Raw genomic sequence first — 26,492 nt, 5'->3', positions numbered from 1 at the left:
GCCGGGGGCCCCTCGCCGCCTCTCCGATCGAGGAGTTCATGAGTCCTCAGAACACAGCGATCGGGTTGACCGGCGAGCCGGTGGCCCCCGGCAGTCTCAGTGGGGCGATCACGCAGAGGAACGACCAGCGTTCTTCCGCCTCGCAGACCGACGCAAGGTCCTCGAACTGCAGGTAGTCCAGCAGATGGAGACCCATCGCATGGATGCCCAGCACATGCACCGGGAAAGCGACGCCCTCCGCGCAACTCGGTGCGGTGTCGTTGTTCCCGTCGCCACCGAGCACCGCGATCCGCCGGTCCGCCAGAAACTCCAGCGCGGAGGGGTGAAGGCCGGCGCGCTCGTCCGCCGTGCGCCACGCCCCCAGCTCGGCCCGGCGTCGACGATGGCCGACCCGGACGAAGAGCAGGTCGCCCTCGGTCACCTGGACGTGCTGGGCGCGCTCGGCTGCGGCGAGGTCGTCGACCGTCACATGCTCCCCTGGTTCGAGCCACGGCACTCCGCGCAGCCGCGGAATGTCCAGAAGCACGCCGCGTCCGACGATTCCGTCGCGGGCCACCTCGACGGACAGGGCCGTGGCCCCTGCCGGCGTGATGCTGTCCGCGTCGACGCCACCGTGGAGCGTGCCGTCGTAGATCACGTGGCACAGCGCGTCGAGATGGCTGTCGGCGTCCCCGTGAACGTTCATCGTGAACCGGTCCCTGGCGAACTGGAGCCCACTCGGTTCGATGTCACCGCGCACGACGCCCGTCATGACGTGTACGCAGGGCTCGGGATCGTCAGGAGCGGGCTGCGTTTCCACCTGCGCCGCCATCGTCACCGTACGGCCCGACCTCACCTCGGCCGCGGCCGCCAGCACTTGACGCGGCGAGATGTCGTCGAGGGCACCGCGCGACACACTGTTCGCGCCGTCGGCCCTGCGGCGGACGCGTGCGTAGAGTGCGGCGAAGTCGTCGGCGCTCAGCCACAGCGATGCCGGCGCCGGGGTGGGCATGACCGCGCTCACCTTCCGTCCCGATCGAGCGCTTCGTCCAGGGTGACGGCAGCCATGATCAGCGACAGATGGGTGAACGCCTGGGGGAAATTGCCCAGTTGCTCGCCGCTCGGACCCACCTCTTCGGCGAAGAGACCGACGTGGTTGGCGTAGGTCTGCATCTTCTCGAAGGTGTACCGGGCCAGCGGCAGCCGCCCCGCACGGGCCAACGCGTCCACGTAGAGGAAGGTGCACAGACTGAAGGTGCCCTCCGAGCCGCGCAGGCCGTCCGGTGACGCCGCCGGGTCGTAGCGGTAGACGAGACTGTCGGAGACGAGCTTGCGGTCCATCGCGTCGAGCGTGGACAGCCAGGCGGGGTCCTTCGGGGCGAGGAACTTGACCCTGGGCATGACCAGGAGGGAGGCGTCGAGGACGTCGCCGTCGTAGTGCTGGACGAAGGCGCGCTCCTGGTCACTCCATCCGCGTCGCATCACCTGGTCGAAGACAGCGTCCCTCGCTGTGCGCCATCTCTCCAGGTCGGCGGGCCTCCGGAAGCGGTCCGCGAGCTGCAGCCCCTGGTCGAAGGCCACCCAGGACATCACCCGGCTGTAGGTGAAGTCCTTCCGGCCCCCGCGGGTCTCCCAGATACCCTCGTCCGGCCGGTCCCACGCGTCGGCCAGCCAGTCCAGCGTCCTGGCCAGCGTCCTCCACCCCTCGTAACTGGCCTGCTGGGCAAGCTCAAGGCCCTGGGACACCGCGTAGAGCGCCTCGCCGTAGATGTCGAGCTGGAGCTGGTCCGCGGCACCGTTGCCGATACGGACGGGGAACGAGCCACGGTAGCCCTCGAAGTGAGCGAGGGTCTCCTCCGGCAGATCGGGATTGCCGTCGATCCGGTACATCGTCTGGAGCGGCTCACCCTCCTTGCCCTCGCGCTCACGCAGCCGGTCCACCAGCCAGTGGACGAAGGCGGTGGCTTCCTCGGCGAAGCCGAGGTCCAGCAGGGCCCGAACGGACAGAGCGCCGTCGCGTACCCAGGTGAACCGGTAGTCCCAGTTGCGCTCTCCGCCGACCTGCTCGGGCAGCCCCATGGTGGCCGCGGCGACCAGGGCGCCGGTGGGGGCGTAGGTGAGGAGCTTCAGGGTGATCACCGAGCGGTGCACCAGCTCCGGCCAGCGGCCCCGGTAGCGGGACTGGCGCAGCCAGGTGTGCCAGAAGTCGACGACGTCCCAGAACTGTTCGGTGACCCCCTCGATCGTGGGAGGTTCCGGCGCGTCGCCGGGGGCGCACACCGTGAAGACGGCGCCGCCGAACTCTCCGGCACGCAGGGTCACCCTGCCGCGCACGTCCTGGCCGTTCCTCTCCAGCGGAAAGGTGCCCTGCAGGTGCGCATCGATTCCCGGACCCCGGAACACGGCCGCGTTGCCGTCGACTTCGAGCCGGTGCTCGGCACGCCCGTAGTCGAAGCGCGGCCGGCAGTCCAGCATGAAGTCGACGCTCCCCCGCACGACGCGCACCGCCCGGACCAAGGTGTGCCGGTCGGTGGCGACACCGGTCCGGTCGGGAGGCATGAAGTCGATCACCTCGCCCACGCCGTCGGGCGACATGAAGCGTGTCACCAGGACGGCGGTGTCGGGGTAGTAGAGCTGTTTGCAGGTCCCGTCCGGGTGCTCGGGAGACAGCTGGAAGTACCCGCCGCGGTCGTGGTCGAGCAGGGCCGCGAAGATGCTGGGGGAATCGAACCGGGGAGCGGCGAACCAGTCGACGACACCCTGCGACGAGACGAGGGCAGCGGTCTGCAGGTCGCCCACCAGACCGTGCTCGGCGATGGGAGGGTAGCGGTCCATGGCCACTCCGGGGGTTCGCAGATGCTCCTGAGATCCACCATCCCTCACCCCGGTGGTCCTCGCCATGCCGGAGCGATCGACGATCGGTCGCCCCTGGTCACCGGTGATGGCGGCCCCGCGGTGCGCGCCGGTCGTCCAGGCGCCGGTTGCCGACCGTCCGCCCGTCGAGCGTTACTGACTGGTGTCGGCCCGGCGCACCGGGCCCCGACCCGGCACGATCGCACCGTCCCCTTCCGTGCGGCAGGCAGCCGAACGATGGAGGTTGTCCATGCAGATGATCCACGTCCGGCTGGTGAGCCCTCCCGACCTCACTTCCCGTGCCGTGGGACTGCTGACCGACGACCGCTATGTCTTCAACCTCGTCGTTCACCCCGGACTGGCGCGCCATCCCGACGGCGACACGATCGAATGCGACATCTTGGCCGGGGCGGCCAACGCCGTGCTGCGCGGCCTGCGCGATCTGGAACTCGACCGCCGCGGATCCATCGTCATCGAGCCGGTCGAGATGGCCTTCTCCGCCACTGCCGCCGAGGCGGAGCAGCGGCACCTGGGCACGCTCGCGCACGCGCCGGTCTGGGAGGAGTTCGAGGCGCGCATTCGTGCCGAGGGCACCTACCTGCCGAGCTTCTACCTCTATCTGACCGTCGCGGGAGTCATCGGCTCGGTGGGGATTCTGACGAACTCTCAGATCCTGATCGTCGCGGCGATGGTCGTCGGACCTGAGTACGGAGCCATCACCAGCATCGTGCTGGGCGTCCACCACGGCGACGGAGTCAGGATCCGTCACGGCCTCACCGCCCTGACGCTGGGATTCTCGCTGGCCGTCGTGGTGACCTTCTTCTTCTCCTGGGCGATCCGGGGCCTCGGCCTGCAACCCAGAGCGTTCGACCTGGGCATCAGGCCGGTCTCCACGCTCATCGACGCCCCCAATGTCTTCTCCGTCGTCGTCGCGGTTCTTGCGGGAATCGTCGGGATCGTGTCGCTGACCCAGGCCAGAACGAGCGCGCTCCTCGGCGTCTTCATCTCCGTCACCACCATCCCCGCCGCCGCCGACATCGGCGTTTCCTGCGCGTTCTCCAGCTGGAGCGAGGCGCGGGGGTCCCTGATCCAGCTCCTGCTGAACATCGTGCTGCTGATCGTGGTGGGCGTGCTGACGCTCCGATGTCAGCGCGCCTTCTGGCAACGCCTCGGCCGACGCTCCGTGCACTCGCGCGGCGGATGACACCAGCGTGCCCGGCCATCCTGCTCCCGCGCACGTGCCGCGCTTGACCTCGCGGGCCTCGGACTGAAGCCGGCGGAACTGAGGGGGCGCACACACGCTGATCGGCACGATCCTCGTGGTCTCGGAGCCGACGGTCCTCGGGACGGTCGTCTCGAGGGGGTCACGAAGGGCAGCACGCCGTGGCCCGAACGGGGTGACACTGCTCGTTCTGCTGACACCCGGCAGGCCATCGAAGCGTCCGCTGTAGGGGCCCGCGGACGGGGTGGGACGGTGAGGTGCGCCGGCACTGCTGGGCGGAATTCCGCGGTCGGATACCTGAATCACTCGGACACGGCTTCGCCGGGCGGCGGGGTGCCGAGGCGGCGCGCCAGGAAGGGCTCCTGGGCCAGGACGGCACCCACGCTGATCCCGATGGCAACGGCCACACACACCACGATCAGCCAGGAGAGCAGGACGAACACCGACCCGGCGGAGCCGTATTCGGACAGCGCGCGGTCGAGAGCCCGCGGCATGTAGAAATGCGCCGTGATCGACAGGCCGGTCGCCGCGATCGCCGTGATGACGGCACCCGGCAGGAGAGGCCTCCAGCCGACGAGACCGCCCAGCAGGAGGTGCTGGGTCCACCACCACAGAGCCGTCAGGGTCATCAAGGTGACCGGAACCCCCAGCCATGCCCCCAGGCCGAACCCGTTGCGCAGCGGCTCCTGCATGACCAGCACACCGAGCCAGAGGGCGATCCACGCCAGCCACCGCCAGGGAGCAGTCTTCGTCCCTGCCCGGGGTATCTCCCAGGCCCGTTTGCACAGCCGCTGCATCGCACGGCTGACCGCGGTGGCCGACAGCAGCACCATCAGGCCGCCGATCAGGCCGGTGGCCTGTCGCAGTTCGTCGCTCGTGGGACTGAACGCCTGCTTGAGCTGGGCTTTCGAGTCCCCGGACAGGCCGAACACGGCACTCACCGATGCGACGAGCTGATTCCGCACCGCCGTCGGAGCGTAAGCGGCGATCACGAAGAGCAACGGGATCGCGGTCAGGAAGCACTGTGCTGCGAGGCGGGTGGCGGAATCGAAGATGTTCACCGCCACCATGCGGTCCACCAGACGTGTGATGACCGGAAACCGGGTCTCGAGCCGTGCGTGGAACGCTCTCGCCCACACAGCCAGCGCACCGGCCCGCCCACGCCACCACGACGCACGCGTCACCGAAAGTCCGCGACGGCGCGCGCCGACCTCTGGGCCTGCCTTGCCGGGCTCACTGTGCGGCTGTCTTCGGCCGTTCCCGGTACCTCCGGGCGGCATCAGCCGGCGGTGGAGGCGATGCCTGGGCACGGCAACCCGTTCCCACCCGCCGGCAGCACGCGTTCGGAGGCGTTCATGAGCTGCTCCTTCCTATGTCCAGAGTGCGCGAGGGTGCGTGCCGTGGCACGCCGGAAGGCCGCCCCGTGCGAGGGCTTCTGCGAAGAGATGCGGTGGGTGGCCTCCGTGCATAGGCTCGACCTGTTCCGTGCACGATGGGATCACCACATGGTCCTCGACCTGCTGCTCATCGCCCTGGCCATCACTCTCGACCCTCTTCCCCTCATGGCCTTCGTCCTGGTGGTGGCTTCGGCGAGGGGGGTGTGGAAGGGGCTGGCCTTCATCCTGGGATGGCTGGCGTGCTTCGTCGGAGTGATCGCCCTGGTCCTGGCACTTACCGGCGGACAGCCCCCATCGCCCAAGTCACCGCCTTCCACGGCGGCTCTCGCGGCCAAGCTCGCCATCGGCGTGTCGCTGGTGCTCTACGGTGCACACCGACGCCGGCGGCTGGTCAAGGACCGGGCGCGGAACGGGGCCACTGCAGCGCAGTCCGACCGATCCACGGAACCTCCTGGGACGTCCGATTCGGTCACTTCGTCCCGCTCGGGGCCATCCGGGTCCCTCAATTCCCACATGGATGGCCGCTCGGTCTGGCCGGCGGCAGGCCTCGCGGTGCTCCTTCAGCCCTGGGGTCTGGTGGCCGCGGGCGCGGTCACCGTCGTGGAAGCCAACACCTCTCATCTCTCGACGTGGGTGGCGCTGTTCTCCTTCTGTGTGCTCGCCACCGCGAGTTTGCTGGCTGCCGAGCTGTACGTGGTTTTCGCCCCGGAACGGGCCCAGCCCCGGCTGCTCGGACTGCGCGCCTGGATGGAGGGCCACGAGCAGCAGGCGATCGTGGCCGGCAGTCTGTTGATCGGGCTGTGGCTGACAGGCAGGAGCATCTATCAGCTGACCAGTTGACGGGCCGGGCACCTGGCCAGTTGACTTTCCCGGCACCTGATCACGGCGAAGGCTCCCGGGTCTGTGACGAAGACGGCACCGCGCCACGTCACCGCCGGGCACTTCGACATGCACGAGACTGTGCTTCGTGACCGTACCTTGCCGCCGGCCGGCAGGGTGGCGGCAGGCACTGACCGGGGAAGGACCCACATGATCATCTTTGGCACCAAGGGATACCTGTACCAGCTCGCGATACTGACGCTGGTGTGCGGCCACTGCGGCAATCCCTCCGCGCACACGCTCCGGAAGCGCGTCACGAAGTTCACTCTGTTCTTCGTGCCGCTGTTCCCGTTCTCGACGAAGTACGCGACGCAATGCACCTTCTGCGGCGCGGAGCAGAAGGTCACCAAGGAACAGGCCGAGCAGCTGGAGGCGCAGGCCGCGAGCGGCCACAGCGGTCAGACGTTCGGGCAGCCGCAGCAGCAGCCGTACCAGTCCTGAGCGGTGGCGGTGAAGCTGCCCCCGGGCTCACAGCCGACCGGCTCGGCAGGAGTCCCGGTGGGCGGGCGAGGGCAAGGATGCCGCTGGCCAGGCGTTCAGCGGCCGTCCCTGTCGGATTACGGCGCGAGCACCTGCCCCGTCGGGCCTCTCCATGCTTCGATGAGCTGGACCAAAGGCCGGGCCGGGCGTCTCGCCGGGCACGAACGACGGTTCGTGGTGGGCGACGTCGGGAGGGCCTCCTCGGTGGCGGCACGGTTGCCGCCCGAGTCAAGAACCTGCCGGTGCCGTACTCGCTGAAGCAGCTGGGCTTCTTCCGACCACGGAGAAGGGCGCCTGACCGGGGCAGATGCCGGCAGGCACCTTTACGGTGCGCAACGGGGCGGCGAGTCGACATGCAGACGCTGTCTACTACCGGTACCCCTGCTCTGACCAGCCGTTCCGGCACATTTCCGGGGAGGTGTGCCGAGGCTGCGGCAGAAAAGCCGAGGGTGGGGAACCCGGACCAGAGCGGAGGCGTTTACGTGTGGGGGCGGGGTGAGTCGACCCGCCCGGCGGAAGGAACGAGGACGACGAGATGAGCGACAAGGCCCGGAAGCTGTTCGAGGCGCTCGACCTCGACCATAACGGGACCCTGACCCGCGAAGAGGTGATCATCGCCTTGCGGACGAAGGGACCGACTCTGGCCGCGTCGGGGGACCTGCCGTTCTGGGCGGTGGGAGACGCTGATGCCTCCTCCGCCCTCTTCGACGCGGCCGACCAGAACGGGGACGCGCTACTGACCCTGGAGGAGTTCGCGGCGATGGTGGACCGCCGTTTCGGCTGGCACTGACACCGGGCCGGCCGCCGCGGCACGACCGCACGGCGGTCGGCCCGGTGTCCGCTCAACGAAGCTCCTCGGCCGTGCCCGCTGTCGGCACCGGTCAAATCGGGAGTTCATGGTTGTCAGGAGGGCGCATGCAGGAGACCACGACCACAAAGGGCCACAGGGACTGAACGGACGTCACAACGCGTTCAGCGACACCCGCGTCACCATGACGGTTCGTTTCGATCAAGAACCATACTGCGCCGACGCCTATTAGAGCGGTCACCACGATGGAGGGTGCGGGCCGTAACCCCCACGGTGCGGCTCTGCTGCGATCGACGGCCAGGACCGGCCACACCGCCAGGAGCGCGAATCCGACCGCAGCCACTGAACCATGGCGCAAGGAGCCCCCACTGCTCGGTACCGGGAACAGTGCGACAACGAACGCCGTCATTCCTCCGGCGCCGAGCACCACGCGTCCGGCGGGCGCGGCAGGGCGCAGCCCCCAGGCGGTAAGCAGGTGGCAGGTACCCAGGGCGACCAGCGCTCCAGTCATCACCCACGCCCCCGAAGCGCCGTCTGCCGCCAATACGCTGATCGTTTGAGTGGCAGGGTCGTAGGCGGGCCCTTCGAGCAACCCCGCAACCGCCCAGCCTCCGGCGAACAGGACAGGCGCACACCCCGACGACAGCAACGCCCATCCAGGCACAAGTCGCATCAGGCCACCGTAAAACACCCACGCCTTCCTCCGGCGCGCACACGCAGGCAGTGGGATCCGAGCGGGTTCCCGCCCAGGCGGTGGACGCCGGGATCGTCTGTCCACGTGGCGCCCACCCCTTCACGCCCGACCAGCGACGCCGACCTGGTGGCGGGATCTCGGCCCTCACATGTGGTCGGGGCATGTCCGTGCGGCTTCTTCCCCGTGCGACCGGAACGGCTGTGGTGTAGGCCCATCGGGCCCACCTCCCGGCCGTCCCGTCCGTGGATCTACGTAACCAGGGGCAGGAGCCGCGCGTCCCTCACGGCGGGCGCCGCGGGGATGCGTTCCAGGACGCCGCCCGCGAAGACGTCGTAGAGCGGCAGCGTCTCGAGGTGGACGTAGCCGATGTGGCAGTCGCACACGGTCAGGGGGCAGGGGCGCGGGCGAAGTGCCGAGCGGTACGAGCCGTCGTAGAGGTTGCCCAGGTCGGTGCGGACGAAATGGCAGCGGCGGACCGCGCCGTCGCCGTCTACCGAGATCACGGACTCGCCGGTCCGGCAGGGCAGACCGGCGCTCGCGTGCGGGTGGCGGCTGTACGGGAACAGCGGGTCCAGGGCGGTCCAGAGGCCGGCCTCCGTGTCGTCGTAGGTGTGGTCCTCCGCGGCGTTGACCCACAGGTACACGTGCTCGGGCAGCTCGGCGCGCAGGCGCCGGGCGGATTCCAGGTGGTCGGGCAGGCCGACGATGCCGACGCTGAAGCGGACGCCGAGGCGGTCCAGTTCGCGGCACTTGGCGAGGAAGCGGTCGTACGGTGTCTGGCCCGGGTGGTACGTGCACCACAGGGCCAGGGTGCCGAGGTCGGCGTCGGCCAGCCAGTCGGTACGGCAGCTGAGGTTCGTCTGGATGGCGACGCGGCGGATGTGGGGCTGGTGGGACAGGGCGGTCAGGGCGCGCCGGTACCAGGAGCGCACCAGGCCCTCTCCCCACGGGGTGAAGAGGATCGAGAGGCGGTCGGCGGTCTGGCCGGTGGCCCAGGCGGCGAATCGGTCCAGGCTCGCACGGTCCGCGCGCAGTTGCTCCCGGCTGTCGCGGCGCTTGGCGAACGGGCAGTACGGGCAGTCGTAGTCGCAGGACGCGAGGGGGCCGCGGTAGAGGAGGGTCAGGTCCATCGCAGCAGGCTCACTTCCTCTCGTAGGCGGCCATCGCGGCCCGTACGGCCGGGGAGAAGAGCTCCGGGCCGATGGCGTCGGAGTGGGCCAGTCCCTCCGGGGTCAGGCGGAGGACGGCGGCGTGCGGGTCACCGGATTCCAGCCAGCCCCGGTCGGCGAACCGCCGCAGTTCGGCAGCGAAGTCGTCCGCGGGCGCACGGCCGCCGAACCGGGCCCGGTAGTCGGCGATGTGCAGTCCCTCGGCCTGGAGCAGCGACTGCAGCAGGTGACGGCGGGGGGCCTCGTCGGAGTCCATGCGGCGGCCGTACTCGGCGTGGGCGAAGTCCGTGGCGGGGCGGGAGACGTAGTCGTCGATGATCGATCGGATCTCGTGCATGCCGACGGCGTAGTCGAAGGAGTAGTGCAGTTCCGCGGTGTAGGAGCGGGCTCCGCAACCCAGGCCGATCATGCCGTCGGTCTGGCAGGCGTAGTCGTCGGCGCCCTGCGCCGGTGCGTCGGCGCGGCGGAACATGCGCATGGACTGCTGTTCGTAGCCGTGGGCGAGGAGGTGGTCGCGGCCCGTGCGGTAGAGGCGCAGGCGCTGCTCGTCCCAGGCCGGGTCGGATGCGTCGGCCTGCCGGCCGAGGCCGGTGAGGGGGCGGATGTAGAGGGGGTAGAGGTAGAGCTCCTCGGGCCGCCAGGCGAGGGCCGCGTCCAGGGAGCGCAGCCAGGTGGTCGGTGTCTGGCCGTCGATGCCGTAGATCAGGTCGATGTTGAGCACCGGTATGCGGGCGTCGCGGACGCGTCCGAGTGCCGCCTCCACGTCGGCGCGGCGCTGCGGTCGTACGGCTGCCCGGGCCTCGGTGTCGTCGAAGCTCTGCACGCCGAGGCTGAGGCGGGTGGTGCCTCGTTCGGCCAGGACGGCCAGCCGGTCGGCGGTGGCCGTGGCGGGCGAGGCCTCCACGGAGAGGGGTACGGCCCGGAGGTCGGCGCCCATGCGGTGTTCGGCGATGTCGCACAGCCGTTCCAGTTCGGCGGCTGTGAGGAAGGTGGGGGTGCCGCCGCCGAAGGCCGCGGTGGCGAACCGGACCGGTGCCCCCAGCGCCTCGCGTACGGCGGTCGCCTGGCGCTCCAGGGCGTCGAGGTAGGCGGTGGTGAGGCCGTCCGGGGCGCCGATGCGGGTGAACAGGTTGCAGAACCCGCAGCGGATCTCGCAGAACGGGATGTGGAGGTAGAGGGAGAGGGCGTCCTTGGGCTCGGCAGCCCACAGGGTGCTCAGCAGCGGGCGGTCGTCGAGTTTCCGGTACGCGGTCTTGTGCGGGTAGGCGTACACGTAACTCTGGTACGGGGCCACGCGGGGAGGGCTGGTCAGGGTCGTCATCGGGCGGCCTCGGCGGGGGCGGGCGTGTGGTCGAGGAGGAAGTGGGCGTAGGGCACGGTCCACACGGACTCGTGGCCGATGCGGTGACCCGTGTAGCCGTCGTCGCCGTACGCCGTGCCGTGGTCGGAGCAGACGATCGCGAAGCAGCGGCGCCTGTCGCTCACGGCGGCGAACAGGCGGCCGATGTGCCGGTCCACGTATTCCAGCGCGGCGGCGTGCGTCTCCCGGGTGTCACCGGCTTCTTCGGTGGCACCCGGCAGGTGGAACCAGTTGGGCTGATGCAGGGCGGAGACGTTGACGAAGAGGAACAGGCGCTGCTCCGGGGGCAGTCGGCCGATCACCTGTTCCGCCCGGGTCACCTGTGACTCGAACGAGGTCGGTGAGGTCACCCCGAACTCCGGCTCCCAGTGGGACTCCTGGAACAGCCCGGGCAGCACCGAGCCCAGCGGACCCCGCTTGTTGAAGAAGCCGACTCCCCCGACGCACACCGTGTGGTAGCCCGCCTTCGCGAGGCCGGAGACCAGGTCCGGGGTGTCGTAGACGAAGGTGCGGTCCGCCGTCGTCTCGCTGCCCGCGAAGTCGGCCGCGAACAGGCGGGGGTGGCGGCCGGGCGCGGCGGGGGTGGGCAGGAAGCCGGCGAAGATGGCCTGGTGGGAGGCGTAGGTGAAGCTGCCCGGGGCGTGCCGCTTCTCCCAGCGGCCGTCGGGCAAATGCTGGGCCAGGTTGGGGATGCGGCCGGACGCGGCCAGTTCGGCGGCGACGTCGTGGCGCAGGGTGTCGAGCGTGATCAGCAGGATGTCGTGGCTGCCGACGATCTCGTTCATGTCCAGCGCGCCGGAGGGGGGTGGGGGCAGGCCGGGGCCGGGCTCCGGGCGGGTCGGTTCAGGCGCTGACATGGCTGGTTCCTGTTCTGTGCGGGTGGCGCGAGGCGGCCTGCCCGGTGGACGGAGAGCGGCGCAGGACGGCGGCCACCTGGGCCGCGTACGTGTCGAGGCCCTCCGCTCCGCTGCCGGGCAGTCCGGTCAGCCGGGGCAGCAGATCGCCGAAGGCGTTGACCTCGCCGACGGCGGCCCTGCGCCAGCCGACGGCCGGCAGGAGGTCGACGCCCACGCGCAGGGTGCGTGGGAAGCAGGCGGCGGCCCGTTCACAGACGGCGAGGACGTCACTCCAGCGGGCGCCCGCGGCCTCGACGGCCTGCCGGGCCTCGTCGAGGTCGCCCCGGCTGCCGCCGAGGTGGAGGTTCGTCAGGGGGGAGGGGCTGGTGCGGACCACCGCGTGGGTGGCGCGGCCGTCCACGACGACGACCCTCAGATCGGCTGCGCGGCCCCGCTGGGAGGCCTTGGGCAGCCAGCGCTCCAGGTGCAGGCCGTCGGGGGCAAGCGCGTCCACGATGGCCGCGATGTCCTGCTCCCGTTCGTAGCGACGTACCTTGAGGGAGTTGAACAGCCTGCCGTCCGGGGCGAGTTCGACGGAGGTCGTGGCCCTGATCCGTCCGGCGCCCGCCGACTCGACAGCGAGGACACCGGACGCCGACGAGCCGTGCGCGGGCTTGACGAACAGCCGGGGCATCCGGTGCTCACGCATCAGGGTCCGTACGTCGTCCCAGCCACGCACGGCCACGGCGTCCGGGCCCGAGGTGGGCGAGGCCGGGACGGGGACGCCCGCCGCGGTGAGGACCGCGTGGCAGCGTCGTTTGTCGAACATCACCGCCAACTCGTCCGGGTCGTCGAGGCGGATGCCGCCGCGCAGGCTGCGCAGGGCCGTCACGAAGTGCGTGTACCAGCGGGCCGAGCCCTCGACGCGGGTGGGGTCCGGGGTGCCGCGCAGAAGCAGGTCGACTTCGGGGTTCTCCCCGGGTGAGTCGACCCGGACGGTCTCCTCGGCGGCGAAGTCGGCTCCGCCCGCGCGCAGCACCTCCCGCCACGACACGATGCGCGGGCCGGGCAGGCCGGCCGCGCGCACCGCCTCGGCGAACAGCGTGACCCGGCGGTTCTCGGGGTTGCCGACCACCGCGAACCGCGGTCGCGTGTCATTCGCCCACGGCGACATACCGCGCCTCCGAGCGGTGTGAGCGGCGCCGGGCGGGGGTGAGGGCGAGACTCACTCCGTGCGGCTCCAGTGCCTCGCGGATGCGCTCGACCAGTTTCCCGTCCATGAAGTGGTGGCGGAGGTCCAGTGAACGGAGGTGGGTCAGCGGCTGGCCCGCGAGGAGTGCCGCGCCGCCCTCGTCGCCCAGCGCGCCCATGCTCAGGTCGAGGGACTCCAGGCCCGCGACGACGGGAGCCCCGGCCAGGGCGGCGGCGATGTCGTCCTGAATGTCGCTGTTGCGCAGGCCCAGGTGACGCAGGTCGGGGCAGCCGGCCAGCGCGGTCAGGAGCGGGGCGATGTCCTGCGGGGTGCAGTCGCCGCCGTACCAGTTGGTGCCCAGCCACAGATCCAGGTGCCGCAGCGCAGGGAACTCGCAGGCCGCCAGCGCGTGGACGGGGTCCGGGGGCAGGCCGCCGGACTCGATCCGCAGGCTGCGCAGCCCGTCGTGGCGCAGTGGTTCGATCACCAGGCCGTCGGCTCCGCGCACGCCCAGTTCTTGCAGGCCGGGCCAGGCGCGCAGGACGCGGGTGACGTCTCCCTGCTTGATCCAGGAGATCTCCGACTCCTCGGACTCCACGTCCGCCAGGAACAGCGCGCGCAGGTGCGGGAAGCGGGGTGCCTCGGCGGTGAGCAGGTCCAGGGCGGGGTCGATGCCGTGCTCGTCCCACTCCTCCCACCAGGCGCCGAGGACGAGCGCGGTGACCTGGTCGGTGGGGACCTCGTCGAGGAAGCGCCGCCACAGGGGCTCGAAGGGGAACTCCCCGGCGGTGGAGAGCTTCCATGCGACCGACGCGGGGGCCGGCAGCGGGGTGGGCACCTCCTCCTCGACCACGGGAAAGACGTGAACGGGCAGACCGCCGAGGCGGATCAGGTGAGTGGGGTAGTAGCCCATGATGTGCGTTCACTCCCCCACTGCGACGTACCGGTAGAGGGTGCCGTCGTCACTCTGGTACTCGTCCGCGTCGTCCGAGTCGAGGTCCACGGCGACGCCCGCAGGTTCGAACGTCTGCCGTATGCGCTGCTGGAGCGCCTCGCTGATGTAGTGGTGGTGCAGGTCGAGCTTCTTCAGGTGGGTGAGCGGCTGGCCGGCGAGCAGTGCGGCGGCGCCTTCGTCGGTCAGGATGCCCATGGACAGGTCCAGCACCTCCAGGCGGGCGACCACCGGGGCGGACGCGACAGCGGCGGCGACCTCGTCCTGGATCTCGCTGTTGCGCAGCGCCAGGTGGCGCAGGTTCGGCAGACGTGCGCCGGACAGGATCGGTTCGAGGTCGGCGGCCTCGCTGTCCCCGCCGTAGTTGGGGGTGCCCAGCCACAGGTCGAGGTGCTCCAGCATGGGCAGTTCGCTGGCGCCGATGCCGCGCACGACCTCGGCGGGCAGGCCCCCGGTCTCCACCACCAGCTTGCGCAGGGCCGGGTGGCGCAGAGCGGTGAACCCCAGCTCCGATCCGCCACGCACGCCGAACTCCTCCAATTCGGGGAAGCCGGCGAGCAGCCCGGTGACGTCCGTCTGGTTGATCCAGGAGATCTCGCACTCCTCCATCACGAGATCGCCGAAGAACAGGGAGCGCAGGGCGGGCAGCCGGTCCCGGGCGGCCAGCAGCGCCTCGACGACGGAGGACGGGTCCGTGTCGTACGCCTCCTGCCAGGCGCCGACGATCAGCGCACGCACCCGGGTCGTGTCCACCGCGGAGCAGAAGCGGGCGAAGGCCGCCTCCCACTCCTCGTCGGCGTCGTACACGTCACTGGTGATCCGCCACGCGACGGCGTCGGCGTCGGGAAGCTCCGTCTGCTCGCCGGGCCCGGGAAAGGTGAAGGCGGGGAGACCGTACAGCTCCTGCAGGTGGTCACCGATGGTCATGCGGGCTGCTCCTGACGTGCGACGGATGAGGTGTGAGTGCGCTGTGCGGCGCGTGCAGCAGTTCTACCAACAGGCACTGACAGCGGGCCGCGGCGGGGCGGCGTCCGCAGGCCGTTGTCAGTGGCGGCTCGTAGTGTCGGTCTCGACGCCGGGGCAGTCGCGCACCGGGCGGAGGGGAGAGCCATGTACCGGCAGGGAGATGTACTGATCGTGTCCGTCGCGGAGGAGGCCGTGCCGGCACATGCGGCGCACGCCCCGAAGGAACCGCGTGACGCGCGGGGGCGGATGGTGCTCGCGCTGGGTGAAGTCACCGGGCACGCCCATGCGGTGGTCGGTCCGGGCCAACTGGTGCGTGAGCCGGGACCGTTCGGTCCGTTGCTGCTGCATCTGCCCCAGGGCGGACGGGTGGTGCACGAGGAGCACGCGTCGATCACGCTGCCCAAGGGGTGGTTCCGGGTGATCCGGCAGCGGGAGTACGTCCCGGGGTCCGTGCGGATCGTGGCGGACTGAGGCGAGTGCGGGCAGACGGACACACGGACAGACAGACGGAGAGACGGGCGGACGCAGGGTGAGTGAGACGAAGGTGACGACTGACGAGGTCCAGCGGTGGCGTGCGTGTGCCGCCGCGGCCGTTCCGGCGGACCGGGCCGCGGCGGAGGCGGGAGTCCGGCTGGCGTACCGGCGGGCCGGGCTTGCGGAGCCGGAACGCGTGGTGTGGGCCGCTTCCCCACGCAACGCCGTGACACTGATACGTGCCTCGCCGGACCTGGGCCAAAGCGTGCGCGAGAGTGTGCGCAGCGACTCCTGGGCGGCAGAACGCCTGCGGCTGCACAAGGAGTTGGGCGCCGCGGGCTGGTCGGCACGTTGGGCGGCGACCGGCGGGCGCCTGTGGGACACGACGCGGGCGCTGGTCGACCGGATCCACCGAGGAGTGCTCGACGAGCTCGCGGACGGCGACCGGCGCGCCGAGACGGAGATCCGGCTGATCCTGCTGGACGCCGTGCTGGGACAGCACGACGCGCCGTGGCTCGCCGCCCTCGACACGGACCGGCCCCCGCTCGACGGGCTGGCCCAGGTCTGCCGCACCGCGGGCTGGTGGTGGCCGTTCGAGAAGGTCGCGGTGGTGTGCGAACGCCCTGTCGCCCTGCACCGCGACGAGGCGGGCCGGCTCGACTGCGGGGACGGCCCGGCGCTCGCCTTCCCCGACGGTTTCGCCCTGTACGCCTGGCGTGGCATGCCGGTGCCGGCCGCCTTCCTGGAGGAGCTGCGCACGCTGACGCCGGAGCGGATCCGCGCCGAGGAGAACGCCGAGCTGCGGCGCGTCATGCTCGAGCACTACGGCTACGACCGCTACCTCGCCGACTCCGCGGCCCGGCCGATCCACCGGGACGAGACGGGCACGCTCTGGCGCATCGACCTCGACGGGGACGAGCCGGTCGTGATGGTGGAGGTCCTCAACTCCACACCGGAGCCGGACGGCACGATCCGCACGTACTGGCTGCGGGTGCCGCCGACCACACGGGAGGCCAAGGAGGGGGTGGCCTGGACGTTCGGGCTGGGGCCGGAGATGTACGCACCGCTGCGGGAGACGTGAACCAGTCGACGCCCACGTGGTGCCGCGACCTCACAAGGGTATGCGGGTGGGTCCCACCAGGCCCACGCCCCGGCGATGGATCCCCGAGAAGCCGATGACCACGCTGGCCCGTCTCTTCGAGGAGTGCCTCTCCACGGCGTACGGCCCCGGAGCACGCCATGACCGCCACTCCCCCGCCCACGAGGCCGCTCGTGCACGCACCGACCGGCAGACCCACCGGACTGCGGGCCTTCGTGAGTCCCGGCCTCCCCGCCATCCGAAGCGGCAGGCCGAGGGGAGCGAGCCTGGGCGAACCCCAGTGCTCGCCCTCGCCCCGGATGTCGCCGACCGGGTGACGCCCGCTGCCGGTCGACGCCGCCTTCTCCTGGAGCCGCGTTCGACGAAACCCTAGTCTGATCACACGATCCGGGGATCAAGGAGGTACGGGTGGGGGTGCGGATCCGGCCCGCGCGCGCCGAGGAGGCGACCGCGCTGACCGAACTCGTCCTGCGATCGAAGGCACACTGGGGGTACGACGCGGATTTCCTTGAGGCCTGCCGCGAGGAACTCACCATTCGGCCGGACGAGGTCGCCGGCCGCCGGATCGTCGTCGCCGAGGACGCACACCACGGGGTCGTCGGAGTCGCCTCCCTGGAGGGCACGGCTCCTCGGGGCCGTCTGGGCCTGTGCTTCGTCGAGCCGCGCGCCGTGGGCAGCGGGGTGGGCCGTGCTCTGTACGCCCATGTGCTGGGAGCCGCCCGCGAGTTCGGGTTCACCCGGATCACCATCGACTCGGACCCGAACGCGGAGCCCTTCTACCGCCGGATGGGTGCCCGACCCGTCGGAACTGCCCCCTCCGGCTCGATCGCGGGGCGTGAGCTGCCCCTCCTCGAAGTGGTTCTCGTGACCCCGCGCGACGGCTGGGCCCACGCCTGGACGGGGGGCCGTCGCGCGATCCACCTCGGCAATGTGGCCGAGTTCCAGTCCCAGTTCGGCCCGGCCGCCGCCGCCGAGGCCGACCACTATTCCTGCCTGGCCGCCTTCGTCTCTCCGCACCCGGCCGTGCTCCTCCTGCCCCGGGCGGTTCCGTCCGACTGGATCGACCTGGTCGGCGGCACCCTGGGCTGGGGGCCCGTGGAAGTGTACGACGGCCTGACGGAGCCCGGCGGGGCCCTGGACGGGGATGGGGGCCGGACCGGCCCGGTCCGCAGGCTGCTCCCCGCACCGGACCCCGCCCTCCCGGTGCCGGCGGGTGGCGTCAGCCGGGCCGTCCTGTCCCGCCCCGCACTCGCCGAGCGGCTGACGTCCCTCGGCCTGCCCCTCGTACCGTGGGGCCGCACTCCCGCCTTCGCCGAACTCGCCGGCGAGCCACTGGGCCCGGACGCTCTGCGGTACGAGTCCAAGCGAGCCGCGCACGAGCTGTTCACCCGGCTCTCGCCCGCCCATCCGGGGATCAGGGTGCCGGAGCAGTGGCAGGCGGCCACCCGGCGTGCGGCGGCGCGACTGCTCAGGGCGCGGAGGCGCGCGGGGCTGGCGACCGTCGTGAAGACCGTGCACGGTGCGGGAGGTTCCGGCACCTGGGTGATTCGGGATCATGGATTCCGTTCCCCGTTGCCGCGCGGGCCCCTGCTTCTGGAGGAGTTCGTCGCCGGGGGGACCGAACCCAGGGACCTGACCTTCGACGGACTGGTGGACGCGGAAGGACGGGTCCACGAGGTGGGTGTCGCCGTGATGGACGTCCAGGGCACCGCCTATCAGGGCGCCACCGTCGGCCCCGGTGTCGTGCCGCAACCGCTCACCGAGACCCTGGTGTGCTTCGGCAGGGCCGTGGGAGAGCGGATCGCCGCGAGTGGCTACCGAGGGTGGTTCGACGTGGACTTCGTGACCGGCTCCGACGGTCGCCCGGCACCCACCGAGATCAACCTGCGGATGACGGGGCCCTCCGTCGCCTTCATGGTCAAGGCACGGCTCGACGGGATCCGAGGGGGCGACCACCTGGTCCGCACCGTCGACCACGTCCCGCTGGGCGCCCGGCTGCCCGGCCCGGAACTGTCCGCCTTCCTGCGCGAGACGGCGAAGCGGTGCGGTGGGATCGACGCCGTCCTGGTGCCCTCGATCCCGACCGCCGCCTTCGAGCCGGCCCCCCGTCTGGGCGTCGTGCTGGCCGCGCACACCCTTGAACGCCTGGACGCCGCCGAGGCGCTGGTGCGTGCCGCCGCCCGGGACACCGGGCGGATGTTCACTCCGTAGCCGCGGGGTCGGGGCGCCGCGTCACGTACACCGCCACCACCACCGCCGCGATCATCAGCGGCACATTGAAGACGTAGACGAGCGCCGCCTGCCGTTCCCAGTCGTTCTTCGCCGCGAGCCGGTAGAAGTTGTCCTGCGGCCACCAGGAGACCAGCAGCCAGACGATGGCCAGATGGGCCGCCGTCGTCAGGCCGCGCGAGCGACCCTGGCGACGCATCGGCGGACGCCCGGCGAACAGGAAGGCGAGGCCCACGCAGAAGGCCAGCAACTCGGCGGCGTACAGACCGCGGAAGAACCACGACCACGGCGCGGGAACATAGGTGAGGTCGGTGGATCCCGGCCAGAGCAGGTTGGTGAGGATCGCGGCCAACGGCAGGGCCACGACCAGCATCGCGCACCCCATGCCGTAGAGGAATCCCTCCGGGCTGAGGGGCGCTCCACCGCCCTTGCCGCTCACCCTGCCGTTCGCCGCGCGCTGCGCGGGCAGCGGCAGCGCCCGCCGGTCGATCTTCCCGGCCCGGTTGCGCGGCAGCGCCCGCAGGGTCACCACCGACGCCGGGATCTCCTGGTCGGGCACCACGCTGGTCAGATGGCTGCGTATCGCCTCGGCGCCCGGAGAGGCGCCGAGTGCCTTCGGTACGACGTAGGCGACCAGCCGCTCCTCGTCCACGGCGGTGATCACGGACTCCCGGATCTGGGGGTGGGTGGCCAGGGCGGCTTCGGCCCGGTGCGGATCGACGGTACGGCCGCGGACGGTGACCCGGTGCGCCAGCCGGCCGCCGAACTCCAGCAGCCCGTCCGCGCGCAGCGTTCCCGCGTCGCCGGTGGGCAGGGCGTCGCCGCCCTCGGGGGCCCCTGGGGGCGTCAGCCAGATCTCGCCCTTGCGGACCTCGGCCCGGCAGCCGGGGAACGGGCGGCCGAGCAGGCGGACCCGTCCGGGTTCGGCCACCGGACCGGAGAGCTGGTCCGTCTCGAACCAGGTGCCGCAGCCGGCGACCTCCACGGGCCCGTAGACATTGAGCAGCCGCGCCCCAGGTGCCAGCCGCCCCTGGAGGCGTACCTGCTCGTCGAGAGCGAGCCGCTCCCCGCCGACCGCCACGAGTCGCAGCCCGCCGGGCACGGAGTCCTCGAGCAGTGAACCGGCAGTCCCGGGGTCGGTGTCGAGCACGGTGACGTCCTGGGCGAAAGGCTGACCCCACAGCGCCGGCCCGGTCTCGTCATCGGGCAGCACCAGTGTGCCCCCGGAGCACAGCGCCCTTATCCAGCCGTAGGTGAAGGCGGCGGTGTCGGTCGGCGCGGTCACCAGATGGACGTCGGAGGGCCTCAGCCCGAACACCTCGGCCCAGGACCCGTACGCCGCGTGCAACTGCTGATGTCCCGCGTCCACGCGCCGCCGCCGGCCCGTGGTGCCCGCCGTGAACAGCACCGCGGCGGTGGCCCCGCAGGGCGCGGCCGGGGGCTCTGGGGATCGGGCATCGATGAGGCCGGCGTCGGTGTCCAGACAGACGATGAGACGGCCGGTGCCGTCGTCGACGCGCGGCCGGAACTGCTCGTGCGTCAGGACGGTGTTCGCCTCCGCCCGCTCCAGCAACCGCCCGATGTCCCCGGTCGGCTGCTGCGGGCCGATCACGGTGTAGGCCCCGCCCGCCTTGAGCACGCCGACCACGGCGACCAGCAGATCCGGCAGCCGGGAGGTGCACACGGCCACGGTCCCGCCGGGGCCGAGTCCCGTGTGCAGCAGATGGCCGGCCAGCCGGTTGGCCCGGTCCTCCAGTGCACCGTACGTGAGTCGTGCCCGCTCGGTGACCACCGCGGACCGGTCCGGAGTCTCCCTCGCCCGTGCCTCGAACAACCGGTGAAGTTCATTTGCCCCGTTCATGACGGTTGATCATCGCAGAGAAGGCGCGGCGCGGGAAGAAGATCTGACAGAACGCCGACCGGGATGGTGTTGGTGGCCTGGCGAAGTCCACCAAGTGTTTCGTCTGCCGGGGGAAGTTCAGACAGCCCCGCGACGAACCCCGTCACCCCACGTCGCACTCGACCCGATCCCCCCGGAGCAGGAGTGCCGCCACCACTCCCGCAGCGGTGTGTGGGGCGGCGGCTTCTCCGCACTTCAAGCGAACGCAGGGTGAAGGGTATTCGGTTTGGCAGCCTGAACGCACCGTCTAGGGTGCGGGGATGACCTCGCACGACTACCTCTCCGAACTGTTCTCGCTGGACGGCCGCGTCGCCGTGGTGACGGGCGGCAGTTCCGGCATCGGCCGGGCCATCACCGGGGCTCTCGCGCGAGCGGGAGCGAGCGTGGTGATCGTGGCGCGCACGGAGTCGGAACTGGCCGCCACGGTCGACGAACTGGCGGCGGACGGCTGCCGGGCGGCCTGGGTGAGCGCCGACCTGAGCACCCGCTACGGCGTGCGCACGGCGGCGGAGCAGGCAGCGGAGGTGTTCGGCGAGCCCGACATTCTCGTCAACAGCGCCGGGATCAACCTGCGGCCGCCGATGGGCGAGTTGGGCGAGGACGTGTGGGACGCCACGATGGCGGTGAACCTGGAGGCACCCTACTTGCTGGGTATGCGGTTCGGGCCCGGCATGGCCGAGCGGGGCTTCGGGCGGATCATCCACATCACCTCCCAGCAGGCGCACCGCGCGTTCGTCCACAGTGGCGCCTACGGGGTCTCCAAGGGGGCGCTGGAATCGCTGGCCCGCTCGCAGGCCGAGGCGTGGTCGCCGTACGGCGTCACCTGCAACACGCTGGTACCCGGCTTCGTCCCGACCCCGCTCAATGCGCACCTGTCCTCCGACCCGGAAAAGGCGGCGGCGCTGGCCGCGCGCACTATGGTCGGCCGCAACGGCCTGGCCGAGGACTTCGCAGGAGCGGCGGTGTTCCTGGCCGGCCGCGCCTCCGGCTACGTCACCGGGCAGTCGATCTTCGTCGACGGCGGGTTCTCCGTTCACTGAGCCATGGGGCTCCGCGCGCCGGGGTTCCGTGAGGCCGCTCGTCAGTGGCGCCGTCTGCGACGACGTTGTTGTCCTCATCGGAGGGCGACGCCATTGATCAAGGCTGTCCCGTCGCCGGTCCTGCCGATTTCGGCGCGGCACCAGACGGTCTCGGCTCCGTCGGAGTATCTGGCGGCCGGCCGTGCCCTCCGGCCAATGAGCCCCGACGGGATGCCACTTGGGCGGGATCGATGCTTCCTCTGATGGTGCCGCGGACGTTCTCGGCCGTGTCTGCCGGAGAGGCATCGTCTCAGCCGCCTTCATCAGGCCCTGTGCGGGACTGCTGACCGGCTGATCCGATGTGCGCGATCGCCCGGCCCGGTGGAGGCTGAGGCTTATGCAGCGTAAGGGCGAACGCCGCCGGAGCAGCGGCCGTGACCAGGTGGAGTCGGTCCTTGACGAGCTCTACACCACGCCACCGTCCGACTTCGTCTCCCACCGCGAGGAGCTGGCCTCGGCTGCCAGGGAGGCCGGCCGCGCGGAGGATGCCCGCCGGATTCATACCGCCCGCCGCCCCACATTGGCCGCCTGGGCGGCGAACTTGCTGCTGCGCTCCCGGCCGGAGGAGAGCCGGCAGTTCCTGGACCTGGGGCGGGCTCTGCGCGAGGCGTACGGCACCCTGGACACGCCCGGGATCAAGGAACTGTCCGCGCAGCGCCGAAGTATCGTCTCCGCCCTGTCCCGGCAGGCTGCCGAGCTTGCTCGCGAGGCCGGGCACCGGCTGTCGGACACGGTGCTGCAGGACGTCGAATCCACCCTGCGCGCCGTACTCGCCGATCAAGAGGCGGCCGACCAGTGGGCCGCCGGCCGCCTGCACAACGCCCTTACCCCGCCGTCGGCGTTCCCCTCCGGCGCCGGCCCAACGGCTGCCTCACCCCGTAAGCCGTCCCGGCGGACGGCTCAGCCGCCGACGGGAGGGCAGCAGAAGGACGATCTCGCCGAGCGACGCCGCGAAAGGCAGGAACAACTCGCCAGGGCCAGAAGGACAGTCGAAGAGACGGAACAGCGGCTTCGCGCCCAGCGCGCGGAACAAGCGGACGCTGACGCGCTGCTGAGGCGAGCGCGCGACCGACACGACCACGCCCGGCAGCAGGTCGACGCCGCCGAGCAACAACTGCAGCGGGCACGCGAGGACCTCCAGCGCGCCGAGCAGGAACAGCAGGAAGCCGAGAAGCGGCGCCGGGCAGCCGCCGACGCGCTCGCCCGGGCCGAGCGGGAAGCGCGCGCGGCCGCACGGGAAGTAGACCGCCTGGCCGCACGCGTCAGGTAGCTACCGGCCCGCCTTCGGATGACCCGCCGCTCCCCCTGAGAGCCTCCGGAACCGCGGGCGTGAGGGCGGGGGGAGGAATACTGAGGGATGCCCGTGGGTGCCAGACGGCGGCCATGGCGTTGTCGACGGCCCTGAGGTGCTCGGCGACTTGCTGTTCAACTGGCGCAATTGCAGACCACTGTCTCGTGGGCGCGACTCCGCATGCACGACTGCCCGGATGAATCCGCCCGCTCCGGGTAGTCCAGCCACACGGCGAACCCGGAGGTGTAGTCCCATGTCCCCTGCGACCCCTATGCCACGACGCGGAGCGTGGGCGGTGGCAGCCGCCGCTGTCCTCACCCTCACCGGTGGCTGCGACGGCGACAGCGGGGACAGCGGCACGACTCGGACTGCGGCGCCGTCCGCCGCCGAATCACCCGGCACCACGGCGGTGAGCAGGTCACCGTCGGGTCCCCGGTCTCCCACGCCGACCGGTACGGCGCCGGACGATCCGGAGGAGGCCGAGCAGGACATCAGGGAAGCCTGGCGGGTCTTCTTCGATCCGGAGTCGTCCTCCGGCGACAGAAGCGACGTGGTCGAGAACGGAGGGGAGAACGAGCTGATGATCACCAATCTCTTCGACGACCCGTTGGGCGGCAAGTTGCGTGCCGACGTGACCTCCGTGTCGTACACCAACCCTCTGCACGCCGACGTCGACTACACCCTCACCCGCGACGGCCGGCGGCTGGACACGGGCGGCCCAGGGGCAGCCGTCCTCCAGGCCGGCACCTGGAAGATCGCGCTGCGCACGGTCTGCGAGCTGACGCGGCACGCGAAGGACGCTCCGGGGGCGCCGAGCTGCGAGGGACCGGCCGCCGAGTCAGGGTACGGATGACCCCGACTCGGCTTCCCGGCACGGGTGTCCGCCCTCGCGGCAACACCTCGAGTCGGGCCGGACCTGCGCACAACGAAGGCGGTTGCCCCGGGTCGGTTGTCACGTAGGCAGGCGTGGGACCGATGCCTGTCCGGACCACGCTGCCGTGGGGGCGGAGTGGCGGCGGGCGTTGGGCCTCGCGTCCAGGGCTGGAGTCGGTCAGCCCGCGCCCTCTCGCGTACCCGACCGGTTCCAGCCGGGACCTGTCCAGGGCTTTGCGGCCGCGGTCAGGACAGCGAGGGCCCACGTTGGCACGTGGTCTCGGACCGGCGCGGGGCGAGAGTGGCGGTCGATACGGCTTCCCGAGGGCGGTGAGGCTCCGCCGGGCAGGACACCGCCCACCGGGCGTGTTCAAGCCCTGCGATGAAGCCCGCCGAAGCCCGCCGGGCACACGGGACCACGTCCCGGCTGTAGCGGCGAGGATGGTGGGTACTCGGCCTCCGTCCCAGATCCGCGGGACGGGCCCGCTGTCCGTGCGGATGACACCCGAGGAAGGCACAGCCATGAGCAGAGTGAGGGAAACGGTCGAGGTCGCCGTGCCGGTCCACACCGCGTACAACCAATGGACCCAGTTCGAGGAGTTCCCGAAGTTCATGGACGGCGTCGAGAACGTGACACAGCTCGACGAAACCCATAATCACTGGACCACCAAGTTCGCCGGCGTACGTCGGGAGTTTGACACCGAGATCGTGGACCAGCTCCCGGACGAAAGGATCACCTGGCGCACTACCAGCGGCGACACCAAGCAGATGGGCATGGTCCGCTTCCAGAGTCTGGACAACACCCACACGCGCGTCGAGCTCGTCATGGAGGTCGAGTCGAGCGGACCGGCGGAGAAGGCGGCCGACATGCTCGGAATGATCGATCGGCGCGTCAAGGGAGACATGCGGCGCTTCAAGGAGTTCATCGAGGAGCGCGGCGGTGAAAGCGGCTCGTGGCGCGGCCGTGTCACGCCTGGATGAGAGCTGAATTACGTCCTGTCAAGCCGCGCAGTGGCGTATCCACGCACCGTACGGCCTCTCCCTCCTTGTCGCCGTCGAGCGCAGGCGCGTCCAAGACCGGGCTTGCCGAGGTGAGCAGGTCCTGTCCAACGAACTGCAACAGGCTGTTCAGAGGCGTCGGTCAAGGGCTGAGGGGGCGGGCCCGCACCAAGCGGACCCCGCCCGGTCGCACCCGCCGCGGCCCTCCCCCGGCGAGGCGGTGTCGGCGGGCTGCCTGGTGGAACTCGGTCAGTCAGACGGAAGGCTCGCCGACGCCGGGAGGACGCGTGTCCCGTACGCCCGACGGCACGTACCGTCGTATCCACGAGGAGGTCACGGACCGCGCCGACGCGCTCTGGGAGGTCGCGTCGGCGCTGCACGCCCATCCTGAGTACGCCTTCGAAGAACGACGGGCTGCCGCGCTCCTGACGGGTGAGCTGGGCCGGGCCGGTTTCGACGTGCGGCTGGGCGTGGCGGGAATGCCGACCGCCTTCACCGCGCGACGGGGCGAAAGGCGGCCCACCGTAGCACTGCTGCTGGAGTACGACGCCTTGCCCGGGCTGGGGCACGCGTGCGGGCACAACCTGATCGCCGCCGCCGGCCTGGGGGCCGCGCTCGCCGCCCACGCCGTGCTGGACGCGGGTGTCGGAACGGTGCTGGCGGTGGGCACCCCTGCCGAGGAGGAAGGCGGAGGCAAGGCCCTCGAGGTGGAGGCAGGTGTCTTCGACGACGTCGACGCCGCGCTCATGTTCCACCCGGGAGTGTACGACTGGGCCTGGGCGCCGCTGACGGCGCAGGAGCAGTACCGGGTCGGCTTCCGCGGGCGTGCCGCCCACCCGACCGGCAACCCCACGGAGGGCATCGACGCGCTCGCGGCCCTCGTCGAGTTGTTCAACGTGCTGGCCGCGCTCGGCCGACGGCTGCCGGAGGGTTCCCACATCCAGGGCATCGTCACCCATGGGGGTACGGCCACGAACATCGTCCCCGAGTACGCGGCGGGCCTGTTCGGTCTGCGCGCGGCGACGACGGGCGCTCTCGACAACCTGGCAGGGCACCTGCGTTCCTGCGCCGCGGGCGTGGCTCAGGCCACCGGCACCACGGTCGTCGTCGAGCGTGCCGGGGTCCGGTACGAGCACTTTCGCAACAGTGCGGCTCTGTCCGGTCGCTTCGCCGCGCATCTGGCCCGCGCGGGGATCACTGTCACGCCGCCCGTTCCCGGCGTGTATCTGGGCTCGTCGGACATCGGCAATGTCAGTGCCCGCGTACCGGCCATCCACCCCTTCGTCGCGATCATGGGCGAGGACGGCTCCGACCACACGCCCGGGTTCGCCGCAGCGGCGGCCGCCGAACGAGCCCGCCGGGTCCTGGTGTCCGCCACCGAAGCCCTCGCGTGCACGACGGTGGACGTCCTGTACGACGCGGACCTGCTGGCCGAGGCATGGAAAGGGCACCACGGCATCTCCACGGCAACCCGCTGAACACATCAGGCGTCAGCCATCGAACGCCTGTGGCGGTTCCAGAAAACCGCAGCACCCAGGTACCCGGGACCAGCTGATCGGGGCCTTAAGCCGCCGCAACTGCTGTTCGCTGCGAACGGCCACGCCGGTGATCGACTGAACCACCCGTGGCAGCAGAAGAAGTGCATCCGGGACCATGGGACCTGGCCCGCCCCGCCGGACCACGCAGTGCGGTTCGGCGGAGCGGGCTGAGATTCCGCACCAGATGCCGGACAGCGGACGAGGACGCCGCCGGCTGAGTACG

The 26,492-nt window shown here is 71.1% G+C and carries 23 protein-coding genes; 12 read left to right on the top strand and 11 right to left on the bottom strand.

Annotated features, from left to right (window positions below; all coding sequences use genetic code 11):
• Window positions 1–46 precede the first annotated feature (46 nt).
• A complete protein-coding gene (locus ACZ562_RS19945) occupies window positions 47–991 on the bottom strand; it encodes a cyclase family protein (RefSeq protein WP_471180614.1) in 945 nt (314 codons plus the stop codon).
• Window positions 992–999: 8 nt separating this feature from the next.
• Complete coding sequence (locus ACZ562_RS19940) at window positions 1,000–2,814, bottom strand: glycoside hydrolase family 15 protein (RefSeq protein ID WP_471180611.1); 1,815 nt, start codon at window positions 2,812–2,814, stop codon at window positions 1,000–1,002.
• 268 nt (window positions 2,815–3,082) lie between these two features.
• Here ACZ562_RS19940 and ACZ562_RS19935 point away from each other — a divergent pair, with 268 nt between their 5' ends.
• Window positions 3,083–4,036, top strand: a complete 954-nt coding sequence (locus tag ACZ562_RS19935) for a DUF389 domain-containing protein (RefSeq protein WP_471180608.1) — start codon at window positions 3,083–3,085, stop codon at window positions 4,034–4,036.
• A gap of 320 nt (window positions 4,037–4,356) precedes the next feature.
• Here ACZ562_RS19935 and ACZ562_RS19930 read toward each other — a convergent pair whose 3' ends face one another.
• The gene (locus ACZ562_RS19930) at window positions 4,357–5,124 is read right to left on the bottom strand and encodes a YhjD/YihY/BrkB family envelope integrity protein (RefSeq protein WP_471180990.1); all 768 of its coding nucleotides are present in this window, start codon (window positions 5,122–5,124) and stop codon (window positions 4,357–4,359) included.
• 435 nt (window positions 5,125–5,559) lie between these two features.
• Between ACZ562_RS19930 and ACZ562_RS19925 the strand changes: the two genes are divergently transcribed.
• From ACZ562_RS19925 to ACZ562_RS19915, 3 genes are all read left to right on the top strand, one after another.
• Window positions 5,560–6,291, top strand: a complete 732-nt coding sequence (locus ACZ562_RS19925) for a GAP family protein (RefSeq protein ID WP_471180987.1) — start codon at window positions 5,560–5,562, stop codon at window positions 6,289–6,291.
• Between the two features lie 189 nt (window positions 6,292–6,480).
• Complete coding sequence (locus ACZ562_RS19920; RefSeq protein WP_471180605.1) at window positions 6,481–6,771, top strand: zinc-ribbon domain-containing protein; 291 nt, start codon at window positions 6,481–6,483, stop codon at window positions 6,769–6,771.
• Between the two features lie 574 nt (window positions 6,772–7,345).
• Window positions 7,346–7,600, top strand: coding sequence for an EF-hand domain-containing protein (locus ACZ562_RS19915; protein ID WP_471180602.1), 255 nt, complete (start codon window positions 7,346–7,348; stop codon window positions 7,598–7,600).
• 91 nt (window positions 7,601–7,691) lie between these two features.
• On the opposite strand, the gene ACZ562_RS19910 is transcribed toward ACZ562_RS19915, so the two are convergent.
• From ACZ562_RS19910 to ACZ562_RS19880, 7 genes are all read right to left on the bottom strand, one after another.
• Entirely contained in the window at window positions 7,692–8,291 is a 600-nt protein-coding gene (locus ACZ562_RS19910; RefSeq protein WP_471180599.1) for a DUF998 domain-containing protein, read from the bottom strand.
• Between the two features lie 269 nt (window positions 8,292–8,560).
• Entirely contained in the window at window positions 8,561–9,442 is an 882-nt protein-coding gene (locus tag ACZ562_RS19905; RefSeq protein ID WP_471180596.1) for an STM4011 family radical SAM protein, read from the bottom strand.
• 10 nt (window positions 9,443–9,452) lie between these two features.
• Complete coding sequence (locus ACZ562_RS19900; protein ID WP_471180593.1) at window positions 9,453–10,802, bottom strand: STM4012 family radical SAM protein; 1,350 nt, start codon at window positions 10,800–10,802, stop codon at window positions 9,453–9,455.
• A complete protein-coding gene (locus tag ACZ562_RS19895) occupies window positions 10,799–11,626 on the bottom strand; it encodes an STM4013/SEN3800 family hydrolase (protein ID WP_471180984.1) in 828 nt (275 codons plus the stop codon). Before ACZ562_RS19895 ends, ACZ562_RS19900 begins: the two co-directional genes overlap by 4 nt.
• Before the next feature lie 58 nt (window positions 11,627–11,684).
• Window positions 11,685–12,851, bottom strand: a complete 1,167-nt coding sequence (locus tag ACZ562_RS19890; RefSeq protein WP_471180590.1) for an STM4014 family protein — start codon at window positions 12,849–12,851, stop codon at window positions 11,685–11,687.
• Window positions 12,832–13,782 carry an STM4015 family protein gene (locus tag ACZ562_RS19885; RefSeq protein ID WP_471180587.1) on the bottom strand — a complete coding sequence of 317 codons (951 nt, stop codon included), beginning with the start codon at window positions 13,780–13,782 and terminating at the stop codon, window positions 12,832–12,834. The genes ACZ562_RS19890 and ACZ562_RS19885 overlap by 20 nt, the downstream gene beginning before the upstream one ends.
• Before the next feature lie 9 nt (window positions 13,783–13,791).
• Window positions 13,792–14,748, bottom strand: coding sequence for an STM4015 family protein (locus ACZ562_RS19880; protein WP_471180585.1), 957 nt, complete (start codon window positions 14,746–14,748; stop codon window positions 13,792–13,794).
• 183 nt (window positions 14,749–14,931) lie between these two features.
• Between ACZ562_RS19880 and ACZ562_RS19875 the strand changes: the two genes are divergently transcribed.
• The 3 genes from ACZ562_RS19875 to ACZ562_RS19865 all read left to right on the top strand — a co-directional run bounded on the left by ACZ562_RS19875 (window position 14,932) and on the right by ACZ562_RS19865 (window position 18,571).
• Entirely contained in the window at window positions 14,932–15,258 is a 327-nt protein-coding gene (locus tag ACZ562_RS19875) for a hypothetical protein (RefSeq protein ID WP_471180582.1), read from the top strand.
• Between the two features lie 73 nt (window positions 15,259–15,331).
• Complete coding sequence (locus ACZ562_RS19870; protein ID WP_471180579.1) at window positions 15,332–16,342, top strand: DUF6745 domain-containing protein; 1,011 nt, start codon at window positions 15,332–15,334, stop codon at window positions 16,340–16,342.
• Window positions 16,343–16,768: 426 nt separating this feature from the next.
• Window positions 16,769–18,571, top strand: coding sequence for a GNAT family N-acetyltransferase (locus ACZ562_RS19865; protein WP_471180576.1), 1,803 nt, complete (start codon window positions 16,769–16,771; stop codon window positions 18,569–18,571).
• Here the strand turns inward: ACZ562_RS19865 and ACZ562_RS19860 are convergent.
• A complete protein-coding gene (locus ACZ562_RS19860) occupies window positions 18,561–20,450 on the bottom strand; it encodes an AMP-binding protein (RefSeq protein ID WP_471180574.1) in 1,890 nt (629 codons plus the stop codon). The two genes, ACZ562_RS19865 and ACZ562_RS19860, sit on opposite strands and share 11 nt — an antisense overlap.
• 299 nt (window positions 20,451–20,749) lie before the next feature.
• On the opposite strand from ACZ562_RS19860, the gene ACZ562_RS19855 reads away from it, so the two are divergent.
• From ACZ562_RS19855 to ACZ562_RS19835, 5 genes are all read left to right on the top strand, one after another.
• Window positions 20,750–21,529: an SDR family NAD(P)-dependent oxidoreductase gene (locus tag ACZ562_RS19855; RefSeq protein WP_471180571.1), complete on the top strand. Its 780-nt coding sequence runs from the start codon at window positions 20,750–20,752 to the stop codon at window positions 21,527–21,529.
• A 376-nt stretch (window positions 21,530–21,905) separates the two neighbouring features.
• On the top strand, window positions 21,906–22,838 hold the full coding sequence (locus ACZ562_RS19850) for a hypothetical protein (RefSeq protein WP_471180568.1): 933 nt from the start codon (window positions 21,906–21,908) through the stop codon (window positions 22,836–22,838).
• 316 nt (window positions 22,839–23,154) lie between these two features.
• Entirely contained in the window at window positions 23,155–23,712 is a 558-nt protein-coding gene (locus ACZ562_RS19845) for an MTB12 C-terminal domain-containing protein (protein ID WP_471180565.1), read from the top strand.
• Between the two features lie 542 nt (window positions 23,713–24,254).
• Window positions 24,255–24,713, top strand: coding sequence for an SRPBCC family protein (locus tag ACZ562_RS19840; protein WP_471180562.1), 459 nt, complete (start codon window positions 24,255–24,257; stop codon window positions 24,711–24,713).
• Window positions 24,714–25,018: 305 nt separating this feature from the next.
• Window positions 25,019–26,209, top strand: coding sequence for an amidohydrolase (locus ACZ562_RS19835; protein WP_471180560.1), 1,191 nt, complete (start codon window positions 25,019–25,021; stop codon window positions 26,207–26,209).
• Window positions 26,210–26,492 lie beyond the last annotated feature (283 nt).

The organism is Streptomyces sp. NPDC040410, from assembly GCF_055595715.1.
The sequence above is the reverse complement of the archived record's forward strand: the minus strand, read 5'-3'. Positions and strand labels throughout refer to the sequence as shown.

Coding starts and splice junctions, on each gene's coding strand:
- ACZ562_RS19915 (WP_471180602.1), top strand. CDS start 7,346: ATGAGCGACAAGGCCCGGAAGCTGTTCGAGGCGCTCGACCTCGACCAT.
- ACZ562_RS19875 (WP_471180582.1), top strand. CDS start 14,932: ATGTACCGGCAGGGAGATGTACTGATCGTGTCCGTCGCGGAGGAGGCC.
- ACZ562_RS19910 (WP_471180599.1), bottom strand. CDS start 8,291: ATGCGACTTGTGCCTGGATGGGCGTTGCTGTCGTCGGGGTGTGCGCCT.
- ACZ562_RS19940 (WP_471180611.1), bottom strand. CDS start 2,814: ATGGACCGCTACCCTCCCATCGCCGAGCACGGTCTGGTGGGCGACCTG.
- ACZ562_RS19895 (WP_471180984.1), bottom strand. CDS start 11,626: ATGAACGAGATCGTCGGCAGCCACGACATCCTGCTGATCACGCTCGAC.
- ACZ562_RS19860 (WP_471180574.1), bottom strand. CDS start 20,450: ATGAACGGGGCAAATGAACTTCACCGGTTGTTCGAGGCACGGGCGAGG.
- ACZ562_RS19930 (WP_471180990.1), bottom strand. CDS start 5,124: ATGGTGGCGGTGAACATCTTCGATTCCGCCACCCGCCTCGCAGCACAG.
- ACZ562_RS19905 (WP_471180596.1), bottom strand. CDS start 9,442: ATGGACCTGACCCTCCTCTACCGCGGCCCCCTCGCGTCCTGCGACTAC.
- ACZ562_RS19900 (WP_471180593.1), bottom strand. CDS start 10,802: ATGACGACCCTGACCAGCCCTCCCCGCGTGGCCCCGTACCAGAGTTAC.
- ACZ562_RS19920 (WP_471180605.1), top strand. CDS start 6,481: ATGATCATCTTTGGCACCAAGGGATACCTGTACCAGCTCGCGATACTG.
- ACZ562_RS19880 (WP_471180585.1), bottom strand. CDS start 14,748: ATGACCATCGGTGACCACCTGCAGGAGCTGTACGGTCTCCCCGCCTTC.
- ACZ562_RS19885 (WP_471180587.1), bottom strand. CDS start 13,782: ATGGGCTACTACCCCACTCACCTGATCCGCCTCGGCGGTCTGCCCGTT.
- ACZ562_RS19850 (WP_471180568.1), top strand. CDS start 21,906: ATGCAGCGTAAGGGCGAACGCCGCCGGAGCAGCGGCCGTGACCAGGTG.
- ACZ562_RS19945 (WP_471180614.1), bottom strand. CDS start 991: ATGCCCACCCCGGCGCCGGCATCGCTGTGGCTGAGCGCCGACGACTTC.
- ACZ562_RS19855 (WP_471180571.1), top strand. CDS start 20,750: ATGACCTCGCACGACTACCTCTCCGAACTGTTCTCGCTGGACGGCCGC.
- ACZ562_RS19925 (WP_471180987.1), top strand. CDS start 5,560: ATGGTCCTCGACCTGCTGCTCATCGCCCTGGCCATCACTCTCGACCCT.
- ACZ562_RS19840 (WP_471180562.1), top strand. CDS start 24,255: ATGAGCAGAGTGAGGGAAACGGTCGAGGTCGCCGTGCCGGTCCACACC.
- ACZ562_RS19890 (WP_471180590.1), bottom strand. CDS start 12,851: ATGTCGCCGTGGGCGAATGACACGCGACCGCGGTTCGCGGTGGTCGGC.
- ACZ562_RS19935 (WP_471180608.1), top strand. CDS start 3,083: ATGCAGATGATCCACGTCCGGCTGGTGAGCCCTCCCGACCTCACTTCC.